The organism is Bordetella genomosp. 7 (genome assembly GCF_002261265.1).
In the GTDB taxonomy this organism is placed as follows: Bacteria; Pseudomonadota; Gammaproteobacteria; order Burkholderiales; family Burkholderiaceae_B; genus Bordetella_A.
This window is the reverse complement of sequence record NZ_NEVK01000008.1, coordinates 447,977-463,530: the sequence shown is the minus strand read 5'-3', so window position 1 is coordinate 463,530 and position 15,554 is coordinate 447,977. Positions and strand designations below refer to the sequence as shown.

14 protein-coding genes are annotated in these 15,554 nt (G+C 66.9%); 8 read left to right on the top strand and 6 right to left on the bottom strand.

Annotated features, from left to right (window positions below; all coding sequences use genetic code 11):
• Window positions 1-157: 157 nt before the first annotated feature.
• The 4 genes from CAL19_RS18040 to CAL19_RS18025 form a co-directional block, all read right to left on the bottom strand.
• A complete protein-coding gene (locus tag CAL19_RS18040; protein WP_094797593.1) occupies window positions 158-544 on the bottom strand; it encodes a DUF4148 domain-containing protein in 387 nt (128 codons plus the stop codon).
• A 172-nt stretch (window positions 545-716) separates the two neighbouring features.
• Window positions 717-1,121, bottom strand: a complete 405-nt coding sequence (locus CAL19_RS18035) for a DUF1090 domain-containing protein (RefSeq protein WP_026639563.1) — start codon at window positions 1,119-1,121, stop codon at window positions 717-719.
• A 41-nt stretch (window positions 1,122-1,162) separates the two neighbouring features.
• Window positions 1,163-2,089 carry a 4-hydroxybenzoate octaprenyltransferase gene (ubiA, locus tag CAL19_RS18030; RefSeq protein ID WP_432759169.1) on the bottom strand — a complete coding sequence of 309 codons (927 nt, stop codon included), beginning with the start codon at window positions 2,087-2,089 and terminating at the stop codon, window positions 1,163-1,165.
• A 76-nt stretch (window positions 2,090-2,165) separates the two neighbouring features.
• Window positions 2,166-3,365 carry a PLP-dependent aminotransferase family protein gene (locus CAL19_RS18025; RefSeq protein WP_094797592.1) on the bottom strand — a complete coding sequence of 400 codons (1,200 nt, stop codon included), beginning with the start codon at window positions 3,363-3,365 and terminating at the stop codon, window positions 2,166-2,168.
• Between the two features lie 128 nt (window positions 3,366-3,493).
• Between CAL19_RS18025 and CAL19_RS18020 the strand changes: the two genes are divergently transcribed.
• From CAL19_RS18020 to CAL19_RS17995, 6 genes are all read left to right on the top strand, one after another.
• Window positions 3,494-3,979: a GAF domain-containing protein gene (locus CAL19_RS18020; RefSeq protein WP_026639566.1), complete on the top strand. Its 486-nt coding sequence runs from the start codon at window positions 3,494-3,496 to the stop codon at window positions 3,977-3,979.
• Between the two features lie 315 nt (window positions 3,980-4,294).
• A complete protein-coding gene (gene dapA / locus CAL19_RS18015; RefSeq protein WP_094797591.1) occupies window positions 4,295-5,287 on the top strand; it encodes a 4-hydroxy-tetrahydrodipicolinate synthase in 993 nt (330 codons plus the stop codon).
• Window positions 5,288-5,375: 88 nt separating this feature from the next.
• The gene (locus tag CAL19_RS18010; RefSeq protein WP_094797590.1) at window positions 5,376-6,152 is read left to right on the top strand and encodes a sterol desaturase family protein; all 777 of its coding nucleotides are present in this window, start codon (window positions 5,376-5,378) and stop codon (window positions 6,150-6,152) included.
• 61 nt (window positions 6,153-6,213) lie between these two features.
• Window positions 6,214-7,053 (top strand): fatty acid desaturase, encoded by an 840-nt coding sequence (locus CAL19_RS18005; protein WP_094797589.1) that lies wholly within the window; start codon window positions 6,214-6,216, stop codon window positions 7,051-7,053.
• 15 nt (window positions 7,054-7,068) lie between these two features.
• The gene (locus CAL19_RS18000; protein ID WP_094797588.1) at window positions 7,069-9,030 is read left to right on the top strand and encodes a StlD/DarB family beta-ketosynthase; all 1,962 of its coding nucleotides are present in this window, start codon (window positions 7,069-7,071) and stop codon (window positions 9,028-9,030) included.
• Window positions 9,027-9,920 carry a DUF6999 family protein gene (locus tag CAL19_RS17995; RefSeq protein ID WP_026639570.1) on the top strand — a complete coding sequence of 298 codons (894 nt, stop codon included), beginning with the start codon at window positions 9,027-9,029 and terminating at the stop codon, window positions 9,918-9,920. Before CAL19_RS18000 ends, CAL19_RS17995 begins: the two co-directional genes overlap by 4 nt.
• A gap of 26 nt (window positions 9,921-9,946) precedes the next feature.
• On the opposite strand, the gene CAL19_RS17990 is transcribed toward CAL19_RS17995, so the two are convergent.
• Window positions 9,947-11,305 (bottom strand): APC family permease, encoded by a 1,359-nt coding sequence (locus tag CAL19_RS17990; RefSeq protein ID WP_094797587.1) that lies wholly within the window; start codon window positions 11,303-11,305, stop codon window positions 9,947-9,949.
• Window positions 11,302-12,147, bottom strand: coding sequence for an SAM-dependent methyltransferase (locus CAL19_RS17985; protein WP_094797586.1), 846 nt, complete (start codon window positions 12,145-12,147; stop codon window positions 11,302-11,304). The genes CAL19_RS17990 and CAL19_RS17985 overlap by 4 nt, the downstream gene beginning before the upstream one ends.
• Window positions 12,148-12,404: 257 nt before the next feature.
• Here CAL19_RS17985 and CAL19_RS17980 point away from each other — a divergent pair, with 257 nt between their 5' ends.
• Both CAL19_RS17980 and CAL19_RS17975 read left to right on the top strand, forming a co-directional pair.
• Complete coding sequence (locus tag CAL19_RS17980) at window positions 12,405-14,030, top strand: GMC family oxidoreductase (protein ID WP_026639573.1); 1,626 nt, start codon at window positions 12,405-12,407, stop codon at window positions 14,028-14,030.
• 71 nt (window positions 14,031-14,101) lie between these two features.
• Complete coding sequence (locus CAL19_RS17975) at window positions 14,102-15,394, top strand: putative Na+/H+ antiporter (RefSeq protein WP_094797585.1); 1,293 nt, start codon at window positions 14,102-14,104, stop codon at window positions 15,392-15,394.
• Window positions 15,395-15,554 lie beyond the last annotated feature (160 nt).

Genomic DNA, 15,554 nt, shown 5'->3' with positions numbered 1-15,554 from the left:
CGGCCCGTGTCGATATGTAGTATGCAAAGCGTCGTAAAGTACATGCAACACCGTCAAAATGGCGCCTATAGCCGTTGATTCGACTAAGCGATACGCGGCGCCAAATAAAACAGGCCTTCCGAAGAAGGCCCGTGCGCGGCGCCGCGTGGCGGGTCGATCAGCCTTGCGGCGGATAGTCCAGATCGCCGAACGAATATTCGCCCGAGGCCTTGGCATGGGCCAGCTCGGCGCGCACTTCGCCGCGCGTCCGGTGGCTGCCGGGGCTAGCGGCGGCCTGGGGCGGGTATTGCTCTTCGCCGTAGGTAACCAGGCCAGCGGCGCGGGCCTGGTCGAGCTCTTCCTGCACTTGCGCGCGCGTCAGGTGCGAAGCCTGCGCCTGGACGGCGGGGTAGTCCAGTTCGCCGAAGCTGTACTCGCCGCTGGCCTTGGCCTGGGCCAGCTCGGCCTGTACTTGGGCGCGGGTCAGCGGGGGCTGGGTGTCGGCGGCGTAGGCGCCGGCGGACAGCCCCAGGGACAGCAGAATGGCGGTGGTAAGCGTCTTCATAGTGGATCTCCAGATGTCTGATCGGGATACGCGCCGGAGGAATTCGGCGCAGTTGTTTCCCGGTGATGACATTCTGGATGCGTCGCGCACTAGGATAAACCCTAGTTTTTCGAAAATATCATTCCAAAATCGCGACTAATCCACCCGACTGTTGCGGTTTGCCGGCATGCGCCTAGCGCAGCAGATCGGCTTGAGCCTGCTTGAGCTCGTCCTGCGCTTCTTTCAGCTTGCGCAGGGCTTTGTCGATTTTGTCCGGCCGGCCGTCGCGGCGGGCTTCGGCAAGTTCGTCTTCGCGTTCCTTGAGTTCGGCGCGGCGCTCGGCCAGGGCTTCCTGGCGTTGCGCCCGCAGCGACGCGTCGGTGCAGGACCCGCGCGCTTCAGACAGCGCGCGGCGCAGGCCGGCTTCCTGTGCGGAATTGCCGTGCGCCTGCGCCGCCGCGATGTTGGTTTCCAGTTGGCAGAACTTGGCCGCGCAACCGCGCAGCGCAGAGCAATCCTGCGCCTGCTCCTGGGCGGCGGCGGCCGTGGCGAGCAGCGCGGCGGACAGGGCGAAGACAATGCGTAGTTGCACGGGCATGCGGGCTCCTTGCGAGGCGGGGCCGACCGGGTCGGCCGGGGTCAGAACAGGGTGCCGGCCAGGGCCGCCGCCACCAGCAGCGCGCCCGTCCAGAGATTGGCGCGAAACAGCATGAAATTGCGGTCGGGGCGTTTCAGGTCGAATGTGACCAGCTGCCAGGCCAGGTGCGTCGCCACCACGGCGATGCCGACATGGTAGGCCCAGCCCAGGCCCATCGCGTAGCCGCCCCAGGCCCACAACGCAATGGTGGCCACGTAGAAGCCGCCGATCCACTGTTTGCCGCGGCCGCCGAAACGCATGGCGGTAGAACGCAGCCCCAGTTGCAGGTCGTCGCGCACGTCGACATAGGCATAGATGCTGTCATAGCCCACTTGCCAGAGCACGGCGCCCAGCCACATTGCGATGGCCGCCAGCGGCACCGTGTTCTGCGTGTCGGACCAGGCCATCAGCATGCCCCAATTGAAGCAGATGCCCAGCACGATCTGGGGCCAGTACGTGACGCGCTTGCAAAGAGGGTAGATGAACACGAAGGGCAGCACCGCCACCGCCAGCCAGCGGCTCATCTCGTTGATGAAAAACAGCAGCGACGCGCATACCAGCAATTGCCCCAGCAGGAACCACACCGCGTTGCGCATGCTGAGCTGGCCGCTGGTAAGGGGCCGGAAGCGCGTGCGTTCGACGTGCTTGTCGATGTCGCGGTCGCACATGTCGTTGACCGTGCAGCCGATGCCCCGCATGAGCAATGCGCCCAGCGAAAAGATGATCAGCCGGCGCAGGTCGGGCAGGCCGCCTGCGGCCTGGATCAGCGCGGCAATGCAGGGCAGCAGCGTCAGCCAGGTGCCGATGGGGCGATCCAGCCGGCACAGCCGTGCATAGGGACGCCAGGCGCGGGGCAGCCAGCGCTCGACCCAGTCGGTAAAGACAATATCGCTCAGATCGGGAGTATGGGATTGCGGCGCGCTCACCATGGTGCTTGCAACGGATAGGTACGCGTGGGCATGAATGAAAACCGGGCGGCGGCCGGGTGGGGCGCCGCCCGGCGGGTCAGGCGTATTGCTTGATCAGCTTGCCGAGCACGGCGATGCCGGCGCGGATGCGGTCTTCGGGCACCGTGGCGAAGCTCAGCCGCAACGTGTTGGCCCGCGGCTTGCCGGCGTAGAACGGACCGCCGGGCACGAACGCCACGTTCTGTTCGATGGCCTGTGTCAGCAACTGCGCGCTGTCGATGTGGTCGGGCAGCGTCACCCACAGGAACATGCCGCCTTCGGGGCGCGTCCAGCTTACCGTGGACGGGAACTCGCGCTCGATGGCATCGAGCATGCAGCGGCCTTGCGCCCGGTAGATTTCGCGCACCGTGGGCAGGTGCTGTTCGAGGAAGCCGTCTTTGACGACTTCGTATACCGCCATCTGCGTCAGCGTGGGGGTGTGCAGGTCGGTGGCCTGCTTGGCCTGCACCAGTTTGTCGATGATGCTGCGGTGCGCGGCGATATAGCCCAGGCGCAGGCCGGGCGCCAGCACCTTGGAGAACGTGCCCAGCCGGATGACGTTGGCGCCGCAGGCGGCGCCCAGGGCCAGCAGGCCGGGTTGCGGTTCGCCGGCATAGCGCAGTTCGCCGTAGGGGTCGTCTTCGATGATGGGCAGGCCCAGCTGCGCGGCCCGTTGCACCAGCGCCTGGCGGCGCGCCAGGTTCAGCGTGCGGCCGGTGGGGTTCTGGAAGTTGGGCAAGGCGTACAGGAAGCGCGCGCCGCCGGCGAGTTCGGCGGTGATCGCCTCGGGGATGAGCCCGCCGTCGTCGGTAGGCACCGGCACATACTGCGGCTGGTACAGGCTGAACGATTGCAATGCGCCCAGGTAGCTGGGGTCTTCGACCAGCACCTTGCTGCCTTCGTCGATCAGCACCTTGCCCAGCAGGTCGAGCGCCTGCTGCGAGCCCGACACGATGAGGATCTGGTCGGGGGTGACCTGGGCGCCGGCCCGGTTCAGGTCATCGGCCACCCAGCGGCGCAGCGGCGCATAGCCTTCGGTGGGGCCGTACTGCAGGGCGGCGCGGCCGTTGTCGGCCAGAACCTTGTCGAACGCCGCGCGTACTACCTCTACCGGGAAACCGCCAGGGGCAGGCAGGCCGCCCGCAAAAGAGATGACCTCGGGTCGTTCAGTGACCTTGAGGATCTCGCGGATGGCAGAGCTGGTGAGTTGCTTGGCGCGTTGGGAGAAAGCGCACACGGGTTCGAAGGGCTTGTCCATGGAAGGGCTTCTGGCGAAAGAACGGAAAAAAGTTCGAACATTGTCCCACAACGCCATGCCGGCGCCGCCAGGCGACGGCCGGCCGCTAAAATCAGTTGGTTCGAAACTTGCCTGTACAGTTACATTTCATGTTTACCGCCACCGAGCTGCCCGTCGACGACAAGCCACGCTTCTACGCCGAGCTGGCGTCACAGGCGCGGGCCTTGCTCGCCGGCGAAACCGACCGCATCGCCAACGCCGCAAACCTGGCCGCGCTGGCCTACCACGCCCTGCCCGATGTCAACTGGGCGGGCTTTTATTTCTTCGATGGGCGCGAGCTGGTGCTGGGCCCTTTCCAGGGCAAACCGGCCTGCGTGCGCATCGCGCTGGACCGCGGCGTCTGCGGCGCCGCCGCCAGCCAGCGCCAGACCCAGCTGGTGCCCGACGTTTTTGCCTTTCCCGGTCATATCGCCTGCGATGCGGCGTCGCGCTCTGAAGTCGTGGTGCCCCTGGTGCGCAACGGTGAACTGATAGGCGTGTGGGACGTCGACAGCCCTGAACCCGGGCGTTTCGACGAAGACGACCGACAGGGCATGCAGGCCCTTTGCGCGGTTTACCTGGACAGCCTGGCCTAGCCCGCGCGGGCGGCGCGGCGCGGGTCGCGCGTTGACACGCGCCGGCGCGCTGCGCTAGATTGCCGCATCACCTGCATTTTTTGCGCGTACGCGTCTGCTTCATGTCTTTGGCCCATTGCACCGCTGTCTACGTCCGCTTTTGCGCGGCGCAGCGTTGCTTCGGCCTCAAATCCAAAAAACAGCGGCTCATCTGACCGGAGCATGCTGTTCCGTCAGATGGGCGACGGAACGGCGGCAAACGGCGGCGCGCGCGGTGTTTCACCTCCTTTCCCTGCACTTCTGTACGGTTTCCTGGCGGTCTGACAGGAGTGTGTCATGTCTATTCGTTCAACTTCCGGCGGGTTCCAGGGCGTCTGGGTTCCGCTGGTGACCCCCTTTGCCCGCGATGCGGCGATCGACGGGCAGGCGTTGCGCCGGCTGGTGCGGCACTATGCCGCCGCGGGCGTGCACGGCCTGGTCGTGTGCGGCAGCACGGGCGAGGCCGCCGCGCTGGACGATGCCGAACAGCTGGCGGTGCTGGACACCGTACTGGACGAGGCCGGCGCGCTGCCGGTGGTCATGGGCCTGGCGGGCAACCACCAGGGCCATGCGCTGCACCGGCTGGCCGCATTCGCCACCCGGCCGCTGGCCGGCATACTGGCGCCGGCGCCCTACTATGTGCGGCCGGGGCAGCACGGCGCGCGGGACTACTTCCGTACGCTTGCCGACGCTTCGCGCGCGCCGCTGGTGATCTACGACATTCCGTATCGCACGGGCACGTCGCTTCATGCCGACACCCTGCTGGAACTGGCTTCGCATGGCAACATCGCGGCGGTAAAGGACTGTGGCGGCTCGCTGGACAAGACCGTGGCGCTGATTGCGCACGGCGGCCTGCAGGTGATGGCGGGCGAAGACCTGCAGGCGCTGACCACCTTGTGCCTGGGCGGCAGCGGCATGATCGCCGCGGCTGCGCATATCCGCCCCGATCTGTTCGTGGCCCTGCATCGGGCCGTGCAGGCGCAGCAACTGGACACGGCGCGTCGACTGTTCCATGCCCTGGCGCCGGTTATCCGCCTGGTCTTTGCCGAGCCGAACCCGGGCCCGCTGAAAGCCTGGCTGGCGCAACAAGACTTGCTGCACGATTGCCTGCGTGCGCCCATGCCTGGCGCGAGCGCGGCCTTGGCGGCGCAGCTGGGCGCGGCCGTGGCCGCGCTGGACAGGGACTTTCCGCGGGCTGCGGCGCACGCTGCGGCGGGCGGCCTGCCATCGCCCATGCCCATGCCAGGCGCTGCGGCGGCCCGGGTGCAGCCCGCCGTGGCGGCGCACTGACTGCGGGGGCGCCGCGCGCATGAGATAAACAGGGGCGGTATTGCTATGATTGCCGCCATTCTGGTGGCCGGCTTGGGCGGCGGATCCTATGGCGCAAGAATTTCTATCGCTGTCGGCAATGCAGGTAATGCTGGCGGGGCTGCTGTTCTTCGGCGGCATTTACCTGTTGTTCGGCGCCGCGACGTGGCTGCTGACGCGTCGCATATTGCCGGCATTGGGCATAGGCGCCCCGCTGGATACGCGCCCGCTGGCGCCGGGCCAGCTGCGGCGCGAACTGGCGCAGTCGGGCATATCGGTGCTGATCTTCGGGCTGGGCATGATCTTCCCATGGGGCTTGCTGCAGCTGGGCTGGGCCCGCCTGGACCCGCACGCCGGCGCGTGGCAGATCGTGCTTGAGATCCTGGCGCTGGCAATATGGAATGACGTGCACTTCTGGATCAATCACCGGTTGCTGCACACCCGCCTGCTACGCCGCTTTCACCTGCCGCACCACCGTTCGGTCGTGACCACGCCGTTCTCCACTTACAGCTTTCATCCCGTCGAAGCGCTGATGCTGGGCAACGTCATCCTGCTGCCGATGCTGCTGCATGACTTCAGCTTCTGGTCGCTTCTGTCGGTGCCGCTGTTCAGCCTGTTCTTCAATTGCGTGGGGCACGCCAACTACGACTTCTTTCCCCGGGTGTCGTACGCGCACTGGTTCGCGGCCAGTCGGCGCCATCACCTGCATCATGCGTGCTATCACGGCAATTACGGCTTCCAGTTCACATTCATGGACCGGCTGTTCGGCACGCGCCTGCGGGCCGACGCGGCCCAGGCCCAGTTGGCGGCAGCCAGACAGCGAGGCGCGCTTGGCGGCCGCAGCTAGCCGCGCGCGCCGTCGACCGGCAGCGCTGCGCAACTGGCGCGACATACAAAGTCTGGCGTACATGGCGATGTTGCCCGCGCTGGCTGCGTGGCAATGGGTGCATGGGCTGCACTGGCCGTTGTATGGGCTGATGCTGTTCCTGACGCTGGGCATCGGCGTGGTGCACCACAACCATACTCACCTGCGCATGTGGCGCCGCCGCGCCGCCAACCGCGTCACCGACTTTGCGCTGACCGTGCTGCAGGGTCATCCCACTTTTGTGTTCTTCCCGGCGCATGCGGGCAACCACCATCGCTACAAGCATGGCGCGCGCGATTGGGCGCGCACCTACCGCTTCGGAGGCGACACCAACCATCTGGCCGGCTACCTGCTGCACCCCTTCCAGGCGGCATGGACGCTGTACCCGCAGTTCTGCACGTGGCTGGGCAGGCTGCGCCGCAGCAGGCGCGGCGCCTGGCGCTATTGCATGTGGCAGTACGCGGCCTGGCTGGGGCTGTGGGGCGGGCTGCTGGCGCTGAACCCGGCCAAGGCCCTGGTGTTCGTGATCGTGCCGCAACTGCATGGCCTGCATTGGCTGCTTGCCACCAACTATCTGCAGCACGCCCACGCCGACGGCGGCCCCGGCCGTCATGCGCGCCTCACCTACGCCCGCAATTTCGAAGGCCTCGTCAACCCATTGCTGTTCAACATCGGCCTGCATACGGCGCATCACGAGCACTCGCGCGCACATTGGTCGGAACTGCCGCGCCTGCATGCGCAGCGCTACCGTCATCGTGTCGATCCGCGCCTGATCGAACGGGGGCTGGTGCCATATATGGCGCGCGTCTTCGTCATCGGGCTGGTGTGGCCGCGCTGCCGCAGCCGGTCGCTGATGCGCGCCGCCCCTGCCATTCACGACTAGGAGTTTCCTGTATCCATGCCTGTTGCCTTTGATCGCGTCTATCTTGAAAGCGCCGGCTATTTCATGCCCGGCGAGCCCGTCTCCAACCAGGACATGGACCGGTACATCGCGCCCCTTAACCGCATGTCGGGGCGGATCAAGCAGCGCATCCTGGCCGAGAACGGCATCAGGCAGCGCTATTACGCCATCGATGCGGATGGCAATACCCGCTGCACCAACGCCGGGCAGGCGGCCCAGGCAATCAGCGACTGCCTGCGCAGGCAGTCGCGCGATCTGACGGGGGTCTCGCTGCTGGCCAGCGGTTCGTCGGGCGGCGATGTGCTGATGCCGGGCTTTGCCAACATGATCCAGGGCGAACTGTCGGCGCCGCCCATGGAAGTGCTCTCGGTGCACGGCATCTGCGCCGCTGGCGTGTCGGCCATCCAGGCCGCGGCGCAAGGCATCGAACTCGGCGCGCACCGCCAGGCCCTGGCGGTCGCCAGCGAGATGCCGTCGCGGCTGTTCAAGCGGTCGCGCTTCGCGGCGCGTGACTACGATGCCGACTTCGACGCGCACTTCCTGCGCTGGATGCTGTCGGACGGCGCAGGGGCAGTGCTGCTTGGCAGCGGCGGGGCCGCATTGCCCGGCCCGGCAAACGGCGTGCGCCTGCGGTTGAAGTGGGTGCACCAGCGCTCGTTTTCCGGCGACTATCCGGTGTGCATGCAACTGGGCCAGCCTGCCGAAGGCGGCCGGGGCCACCTGGACTACGCATCATGGTCCGAAGCCGAGGCAGCCGGTGCGCTGGCGCTGCGCCAGAACATCCGTTTGCTGCCCCACCTGTTCGATATCGGTATCCATGAATACGCGGCGCTGGTGCGCGACGGCTGGATCGACCCCGCACGCATCGACCACTTCCTGTGCCACTACTCGTCCGAGAAGTTCATCCCCGTTGTCGAGGGCCTGATGGACAAGGCCGGCCTGTCCATCCCGCGCGAACGCTGGTTCAGCAACCTGGCCTGGCGCGGCAACACCGGCGCGGCGTCCATATTGATCATGCTGGCCGAGTTCCTGGAAACGCACGTGTTGGAGCCGGGCCAGCAGGTGTTCTGCTATATCCCCGAGTCCGGCCGCTTCATGACGGCTTATATGCTCTTCGAGGCCGAGGCCGCCGACGGCCCTGCCCGCGTGGCGCCAGCGGCGGCATCGTCGTCGCAGCCCGCCGCTGCGCACGCCGCTGCGCATGCCGCTGCGCACGCCCCCTTCGCCGGCGACGATGCCGAGTCGATTGCGCCGCCGCACGATCCGGCCAGCGCCCCCCGGGGCCTGGGCCCGCTATTGACCGAACTGGCGTCGATCTGGCATGACTACCGCTCGCGCGTGTGGCGCACGCCGGTCATCAGGCGCCTGCGCGAGCGCCGCTTTACCACGGCCGACTATCTGAACTGGACGGCGCAGTGGGTTCCGCAGGTGCGCGAGGGAAGCAAGTGGATGCGCGAAGGCGCGGCCTCGCTGGGTGCAGCCTATCGGCCGCTGGCCGACCTGATAGGCGTGCACGCCGGCGAAGAGCAGAACGATTTCAAGATTCTGTACCAGGACTATCGCAATGCCGGGGGCGACCAGGCCGATATCGACGCCTTGCGCCGCAACCCGGGCGGCGAGGCGCTCAATGCGTACCTGCATGCGCTGGCCGCCACGCAGGACCCGGTAGGCCTGCTGGGCGCCATCTACATCATCGAGGGCACCGGCCAACGCATCGTGCCGGCCTTGCTGCCGCTGCTGAAGGCCAGCCTGGACCTGCCGCCCGACTGCTTCCGTTTCCTGGAATACCATGGCCACAACGACGAAAACCACCTGGCCCGCTGGCTGATGGCTGTCGAGATCGCGCTGGATGCAGACGAGCGCGGGCAGATCGAACGCCGCATTGCCGACACGGCGCGACGCACCGCCGCGCTTTACTTGATGCAGTTCCACCACGTGATGGAGTCACAGTCCGCATGAATGCCCGCACGCCCGATTTCCTGACGCGCGAACACGACCCGTCGGACCCCAGCCCGTGGCTCGCGTTGTACCTGGACCGCAGCACGCCCTTGCCCGATACGGTAAAAGAAGCCTGGCTGGCCGACTCCAGCTCTGCTTCGCGGCAATACCTGCTGCCCTTCCTGCGGCCGCTTGCGCGCGCGTTCATCATCCTGATCCAGGTGGCAAAGACCTTTCTGCCGCGCAAGTGGTCGCATTCAAAGTTGCTGCACCGCATCCTGGCGTGGGGGCTGGAGCACTTCGTGTCGCCCGAGGCCAACTGGCTGATCCTGCGCCATTTTCATCTGGGCTCGCAGATCCTGGCATTCATCGCCCGCAACGCGCCGGTGCCCGTCACGACCACGCCGCTGGAACCGCGCTGCATCGCCGACCTTAAAGACGAGATGTTCGTCAGGCACGACCTGAACCTGTTCAACTTCGTCATCAACCTCAATGGCGCCATGCGCCAGGCCGGCACAGCTATGCACGCGCCGGCGCAGGTGGACTTTTCGATGGTGCACGACCCCGGGCTGGCGCTTGCCGACATGCCCCGGCGGCGCCGCAACTTCATGGACCTGCAAAGCGCCATCGAGCTGTTCACCCCCATGTATCAGCTGATGCTGACCGACAACGACTTCTGGCGCGCGGCAAACTCGCTGCAGCTGGACGAAACCGTAGGCATCTACGCCGCCCAGATCCTCGGGGCGCCCGAGCATCTCATCCTGGTCAACAACAAGCACCCCCTGGTGCCCATGTCCACCCTGAAAGCCGGATACCGCCTGGTGCTGCATGGCCTTTCCACCGAAATGCTGCACAGCCTGCTCATGCAGATGAAGCAGGAAGCCCAAGCCCCTTCCGCTCGCGCCTGCTGACATCGGGCCGGCAGCAAGGCGCGCCCCTAATCCCGCAACACCCCCGCAGGCACCCCCCGGGCCACCCGCAACAGCGGCAACCCGGCGGCCAGCACCAGGATGCCCAGCAGCGCGCCTACCCCCGCGTACCGCGCGCTCGACCAGACCAGCCCCGCGCAACTCAATGCGAACACCAGCGGCGTCAACGGATAAAGCGGCACACTGAAAGGCCGGGCCCGTTGGGGATACAGCCGCCGCAGCCGCCATACCGACGCCGCCACCAGCAGCATAAAGAACCAGAACACCGGCGCGGTATAGGCCACCATCGCCTGTACGCCGTGATCGGTCAATGCGCCAAAACCCACCAGCGCCAGCGTAATGGCGCCTTGCACCAGCAGCGCCGCGGTAGGCGCCTGCCCGCGCGGCGACCAGGCGCCCAGCCTGCGCAACGCCGGCACATCCGCCCCCAGCGCCACATACACCCGCGCACCGGTCAGGATAGTGCCGTTGATGGTGCTCAGCGCCGTGCAGCACACCAGCAGGCTCAGCAACACTGCCGCGTACGGGCCGGCGGCGATGCGCATCACATCCGCGCCTACCGCATTCGCCTGCCGCAGTCCGTGCAGGCCGAACATTTCCAGCAAGGCCACATTGGCCAGCAAGTACACGCCCGTGACCACCGCCGTGCCGATCAGCAGCACGCGGCTCACATTGCGCGCCGGGTCCCGCAGCTCTCCTGACAGGTAGGCCGATTCATTCCATCCGCCATACGTCAGCAGCACATACACCATGCCCAGGCCCAGCATGGCCGGCAGATTGCCCTGCATCGGCAGGTCTTCGGCGGCCAGCGCGCGCGCCGGGGCGTCGCCCGCCACCATGCCCGCCACCACCACCGTCACCAGCGCCACTACCGTCAGTGCCGTGAACACGATCTGCAGGCGCTTGGACGGTTGCGTGCCGGCCATGTTCAGGATCGTCAGCGCGGCCACCGCCAGCGCCGCGTGCAGCGCCGGCCCATGGCTGCCCAGATCCAGCAATTGCTGCGCATAGTCGCCATAGATGAACGCCACCGCGGCGATGGCGCCGGTCTGGATGACCGTGCATCGCGCCCAGGCGAACATGAGGCCCGTGCGGGGGCCCCATGCCAGGCTGAGGTAGCGGTATTCGCCGCCTGAGTCCGGATACGTGGATCCCAGCTCGGCATAGCACAGCGCACCCAACAGCATGACGACGCCGCCGGCCAGCCACAGCAGAATGTACATGGCGGGCGAGCCGGCATGCTGAGCCACCAGCGGCGGAAAACCGAAGATGCCGATGCCGATGACCACGCCCACCAGTACCGCCACCGCATCCAGTACCGACAGCCCGGCCGGCCGGCCCGTTGTTGTTTCGGATGCTGCGCTCATGATGCCTGCCTGGTGGCCTGCCAGCCTTGCTCTGCGCCGTCGGCAGCCACGGCGTCAATCGTGTCGCCGCGCACCCGGCCCACTAACCGCAGGGGCTGGCCGCCATCGTCAAGCAGCAGTTCAAGGCGGTCGCCTTGCAGGCGCGCCTGCTGCACCCCCAGCATGGCGTCGTGACGCCGCGCGGTCACGGTGAGCTTCTGGTAAAGCTGCGCCACCTGCAATGTGATGTCGCCCTGCGGATGGGCAACGCGCCATGTGCCGGCCACCCGCGCCGGCACAATCCACATATACAGCGAGCGCCCCTCTACCGATTGGTATTGGTCGCTGTCCCAGTCGCCCATGGTGAATGCATGCGACACGATGCGCGTGCCCGGCGCCAGTTCGTCGAGAATCCGGGGGCGCAGCTTGATGTTGACGTCGGGCAGCAAATACATGGTCACCACCGTCGCCTTCGAGAAATCGGTTTCGAAAAGGTCTTGTTCCATGAACCGCACCCGATCCTGCACGCCGGCCTGTTTTGCGTTGGCGCGGGCCTCGGCGACGCGCTGCGGGTCGATGTCCACGCCGGTGGCGCTGCTTGCCCGGAAATCGCGCACGGCCGCGATCGCAATGCGGCCATCGCCCGAGCCCAGGTCGAACACCGTATCCTGGGGGCCGACCGCGGCCATTTCCAGCATCCTGGCAACCGCTTTTTCGGGTGTGGGCACAAACGGGACGTCCAGTTCGACCAGTTCGGCCGCCTGCAGCGGCAAGGCGGCCACGGCCAGCGTGGCCGCCAGGGCTGCCATGGCATGGCGCAAGGCGCGGCGATTCACGGGCACAGCAAGGGCAGGCGCGGGCATGCGAGTCTCCGGAACGCGCGTCCGGACTGCAACTACCGTCCGGCGCGTAGCTGACAAAAAACTGAACGAAATCATCGACGTTATCAGCCGATCTTTCAACCTGTGTTACGTATAGTCAAGCCCGCTTGGCGGGGGCGCAGCCCGGCGCCGCGCCATTAGGGGCTGTCCGGGTTGGCAGCCGGGGCGCTTGTGTTCTACAACCCGCACCATACCGCTGGCCGCCTGGGCGCGCCGGTTCACAAAGGAGGGCGTGCGCAATGGCCGGCAGCGACGGTACCGACCTGGTATTCGATTACATCGTGGTGGGCGCCGGTTCGGCTGGCTGCCTGCTTGCCAATCGCCTGTCGGCGGACCCCGGCACCCGGGTATTGCTGCTCGAAGCCGGCGGCCGCGACAACTGGCACTGGATCCACATTCCCGTGGGCTACCTTTATTGCATCGGCAACCCGCGCACCGACTGGTGCTACCGCACCCAGCCCGACGCGGGCCTGAACGGCCGCAGCCTGGGCTACCCGCGCGGCCGCGTCCTGGGCGGCAGCTCGTCGATCAACGGCATGATCTACATGCGCGGCCAGCGCGCCGACTATGACGGCTGGGCGGCGTTGGGCAACCCGGGCTGGGGTTGGGACGATGTGCTGCCGTACTTCAAGCGCAGTGAAAATCATCACGGCGGCGACAGCGCCTTTCACGGCGGGGCGGGCGAATGGCGCGTCGAGCGGCAGCGCCTGTCTTGGGACTTGCTCGATGCGTTTCGCGCGGCGGCTGCGCAGGCGGGCATTCCGTCAGTGTCCGACTTCAACCAGGGCGACAATGAAGGCTGCGACTACTTCGAAGTCAACCAGAAGCGCGGCGTGCGCTGGAGCGCCGCCAGCGCGTTTCTCAAGCCGGTGGCCAACCGGCCGAACCTGCGCGTGATGACAGGCGCACGGGTATCGCGCATTGTCTTCCGGCATCGCCGCGCCGAAGGGGTGGCGTTTCGCCTGGACGAGCGCGGCGAGCAGATCGCGCGCGCCCGGGCCGAGGTGATTCTTGCGGCGGGCGCCATCGGTTCGCCGCAACTGCTGCAGGTGTCGGGCGTGGGCCCGGCCGCGTTGCTGCAGGAGCGCGGCGTTCCGGTGCTGCACGACTTGCCGGGCGTGGGCGAGAACCTGCAAGACCACCTGCAACTGCGCATGGTGTACCGCGTCACCGGCGCCAAGACGCTGAACGCGATCGCCGGCACGCTGTGGGGCAAGGCCACCATGGCGGCGCAATATGCCTTGTGGCGGCGCGGGCCGCTCAGCATGGCGCCGTCGCAATTGGGCGCGTTCGCGCGCTCGGGGCCCGAGCATGAACGCGCCAATGTCGAATACCACGTGCAACCGTTGTCGCTGGAAAAATTCGGCGATCCGCTGCACGCGTTTCCCGCCTTCACCGCCTCGGTGTGCAATCTGCGGCCCACCAGCCGCGGACACGTGCGCATTGCCAGCCCGCAGGCCGACGATCATCCCCATATCCTGTGCAATTACCTGTCAACCGGCGCCGACCGCCGCGTGGCGGCCGAAAGCCTGCGCCTGACCCGCCGCATCGTGTCGCAGCCGGCGCTGGCCGCCTATGCGCCCGAAGAATACAGGCCGGGCGCCGCACTGCAGTCGGACGACGAGCTGGCGCGGGCGGCGGGCGACATCGGCACCACGATTTTTCACCCCGTAGGCACGTGCAAGATGGGCGTGGACGACATGGCAGTCGTCGATCCTGAACTGCGCGTGCATGGCCTGCAAGGCTTGCGCGTGGTGGACGCCTCGGTCATGCCGACCATCACGTCGGGCAACACCAATGCGCCCACCGTGATGATCGCCGAGAAGGGCGCCGAGCTGCTGCGGCGCGCGGCGGCTGCGTTATAGTCCAGAAGTTTTCGCATGCGCGGGCGGGGCCTGGGCTTCGTCTCACACAGCTATCCCGGGGTTGCCTTCTGATGCCTGACAATATCGAGCTGCTTGCCACCGTGTTGTTCGCGGTGGCCGTCATCCACACATTTTCCGTTCCCGTCTTCGCGCGCCTGGCGCATCGCAACGGCCCTCATGCCGGCATATGGCACCTGCTTTCGGAAGTCGAGGCGGTATTCGGGGTGTGGGCCTTTGTGCTGATCGTCTGCATGGCCCTGCTCAGCGGCAGCGGCGCGGCCATCGAATACATGGACACGCGCAACTTCACCGAGCCGCTGTTCGTGTTCGCGATCATGGTGGTGGCGGCCAGCCGCCCCATCCTGGAACTCGTCGGCATGGGCGTGCGCGCATTGGCGCGCATCTTGCCCATGCGCCGCGAAGTGGCCACCTTCTTCGTGGTGATGTCGGTAGTGCCGCTGGGCGGGTCGTTCATTACCGAGCCGGCGGCCATGACGCTGGCCGCCATCCTGTTGCGCGACGGCTATTTCCGTATGGCGGGTCACACCCGCTTCAAGTACCTGACCCTGGGCGTACTGTTCGTCAACATCTCGATCGGCGGCGTGCTCACGGCATATGCGGCGCCGCCGGTATTGATGGTGGCCTCGACCTTCGGGTGGGACACCGCCTACATGGCCACCCATTTCGGCTGGCGCGCGGTTGTCGCGGTGTTCGTGAACGCCTCCGTGTTGACCTGGGTCTGCCGCGGCGCACTGACCGACGGCAGCATTGGCACGGGGGGCGGCGTGCATGCGGCTGGCGAGTCCCAACCCAAGCGCGATCCCGTGCCGCCGCTGGTCATCGCCATCCACCTGTTGTTCCTGGTGGGCGTGGTGTTGACGGCGCATCATCCCGCCGTGTTCCTGGGCATGTTGATGATGTTCATCGGCTTCGCCCACGCCTATGCGCGTCACCAGGATCGCCTGCTCATTCGCGAAGGCCTGATGGTGGGCTTCTTCCTGGCGGGCCTGGTGATCCTGGGCGGGCTGCAGAAGTGGTGGCTGCAGGATCTGCTGGGCGGCCTGGAGCCCATGGTGCTTTTCTGGGGCGCTACGGCGCTGACGGCCGTCACCGACAATGCCGCGCTGACCTACCTGGGTTCGCTCGTGGAAGGGTCGAGCGAGCTCTGGCGGTACATGCTGGTGGCTGGCGCGGTCACGGGCGGAGGCCTGACCGTCATCGCCAACGCGCCCAATCCGGCCGGCTTTGCCATCCTGCGTCCATTCTTTCCCGACCAGTCGATCTCGGCGGGCCGGCTTCTCATGGCCGCGCTGGTGCCCACCCTGGTGGCGGCGGGCATGTTCCTGCTGCCCCTGGGCCGCTGAGCGCCGCCGCAGCCCATCCCTTCAGGCGCCCGACATCGCATCGGCCGTCCCGGTATAGGGTGTCTGACACCAAAGGTGTCAGACACCGACCCAGGCCCGCCGCGGAAGTCACATGCGGCATCGGCCGCCCCGGCATTGGGTGTCTGACACCAAAGGCGTC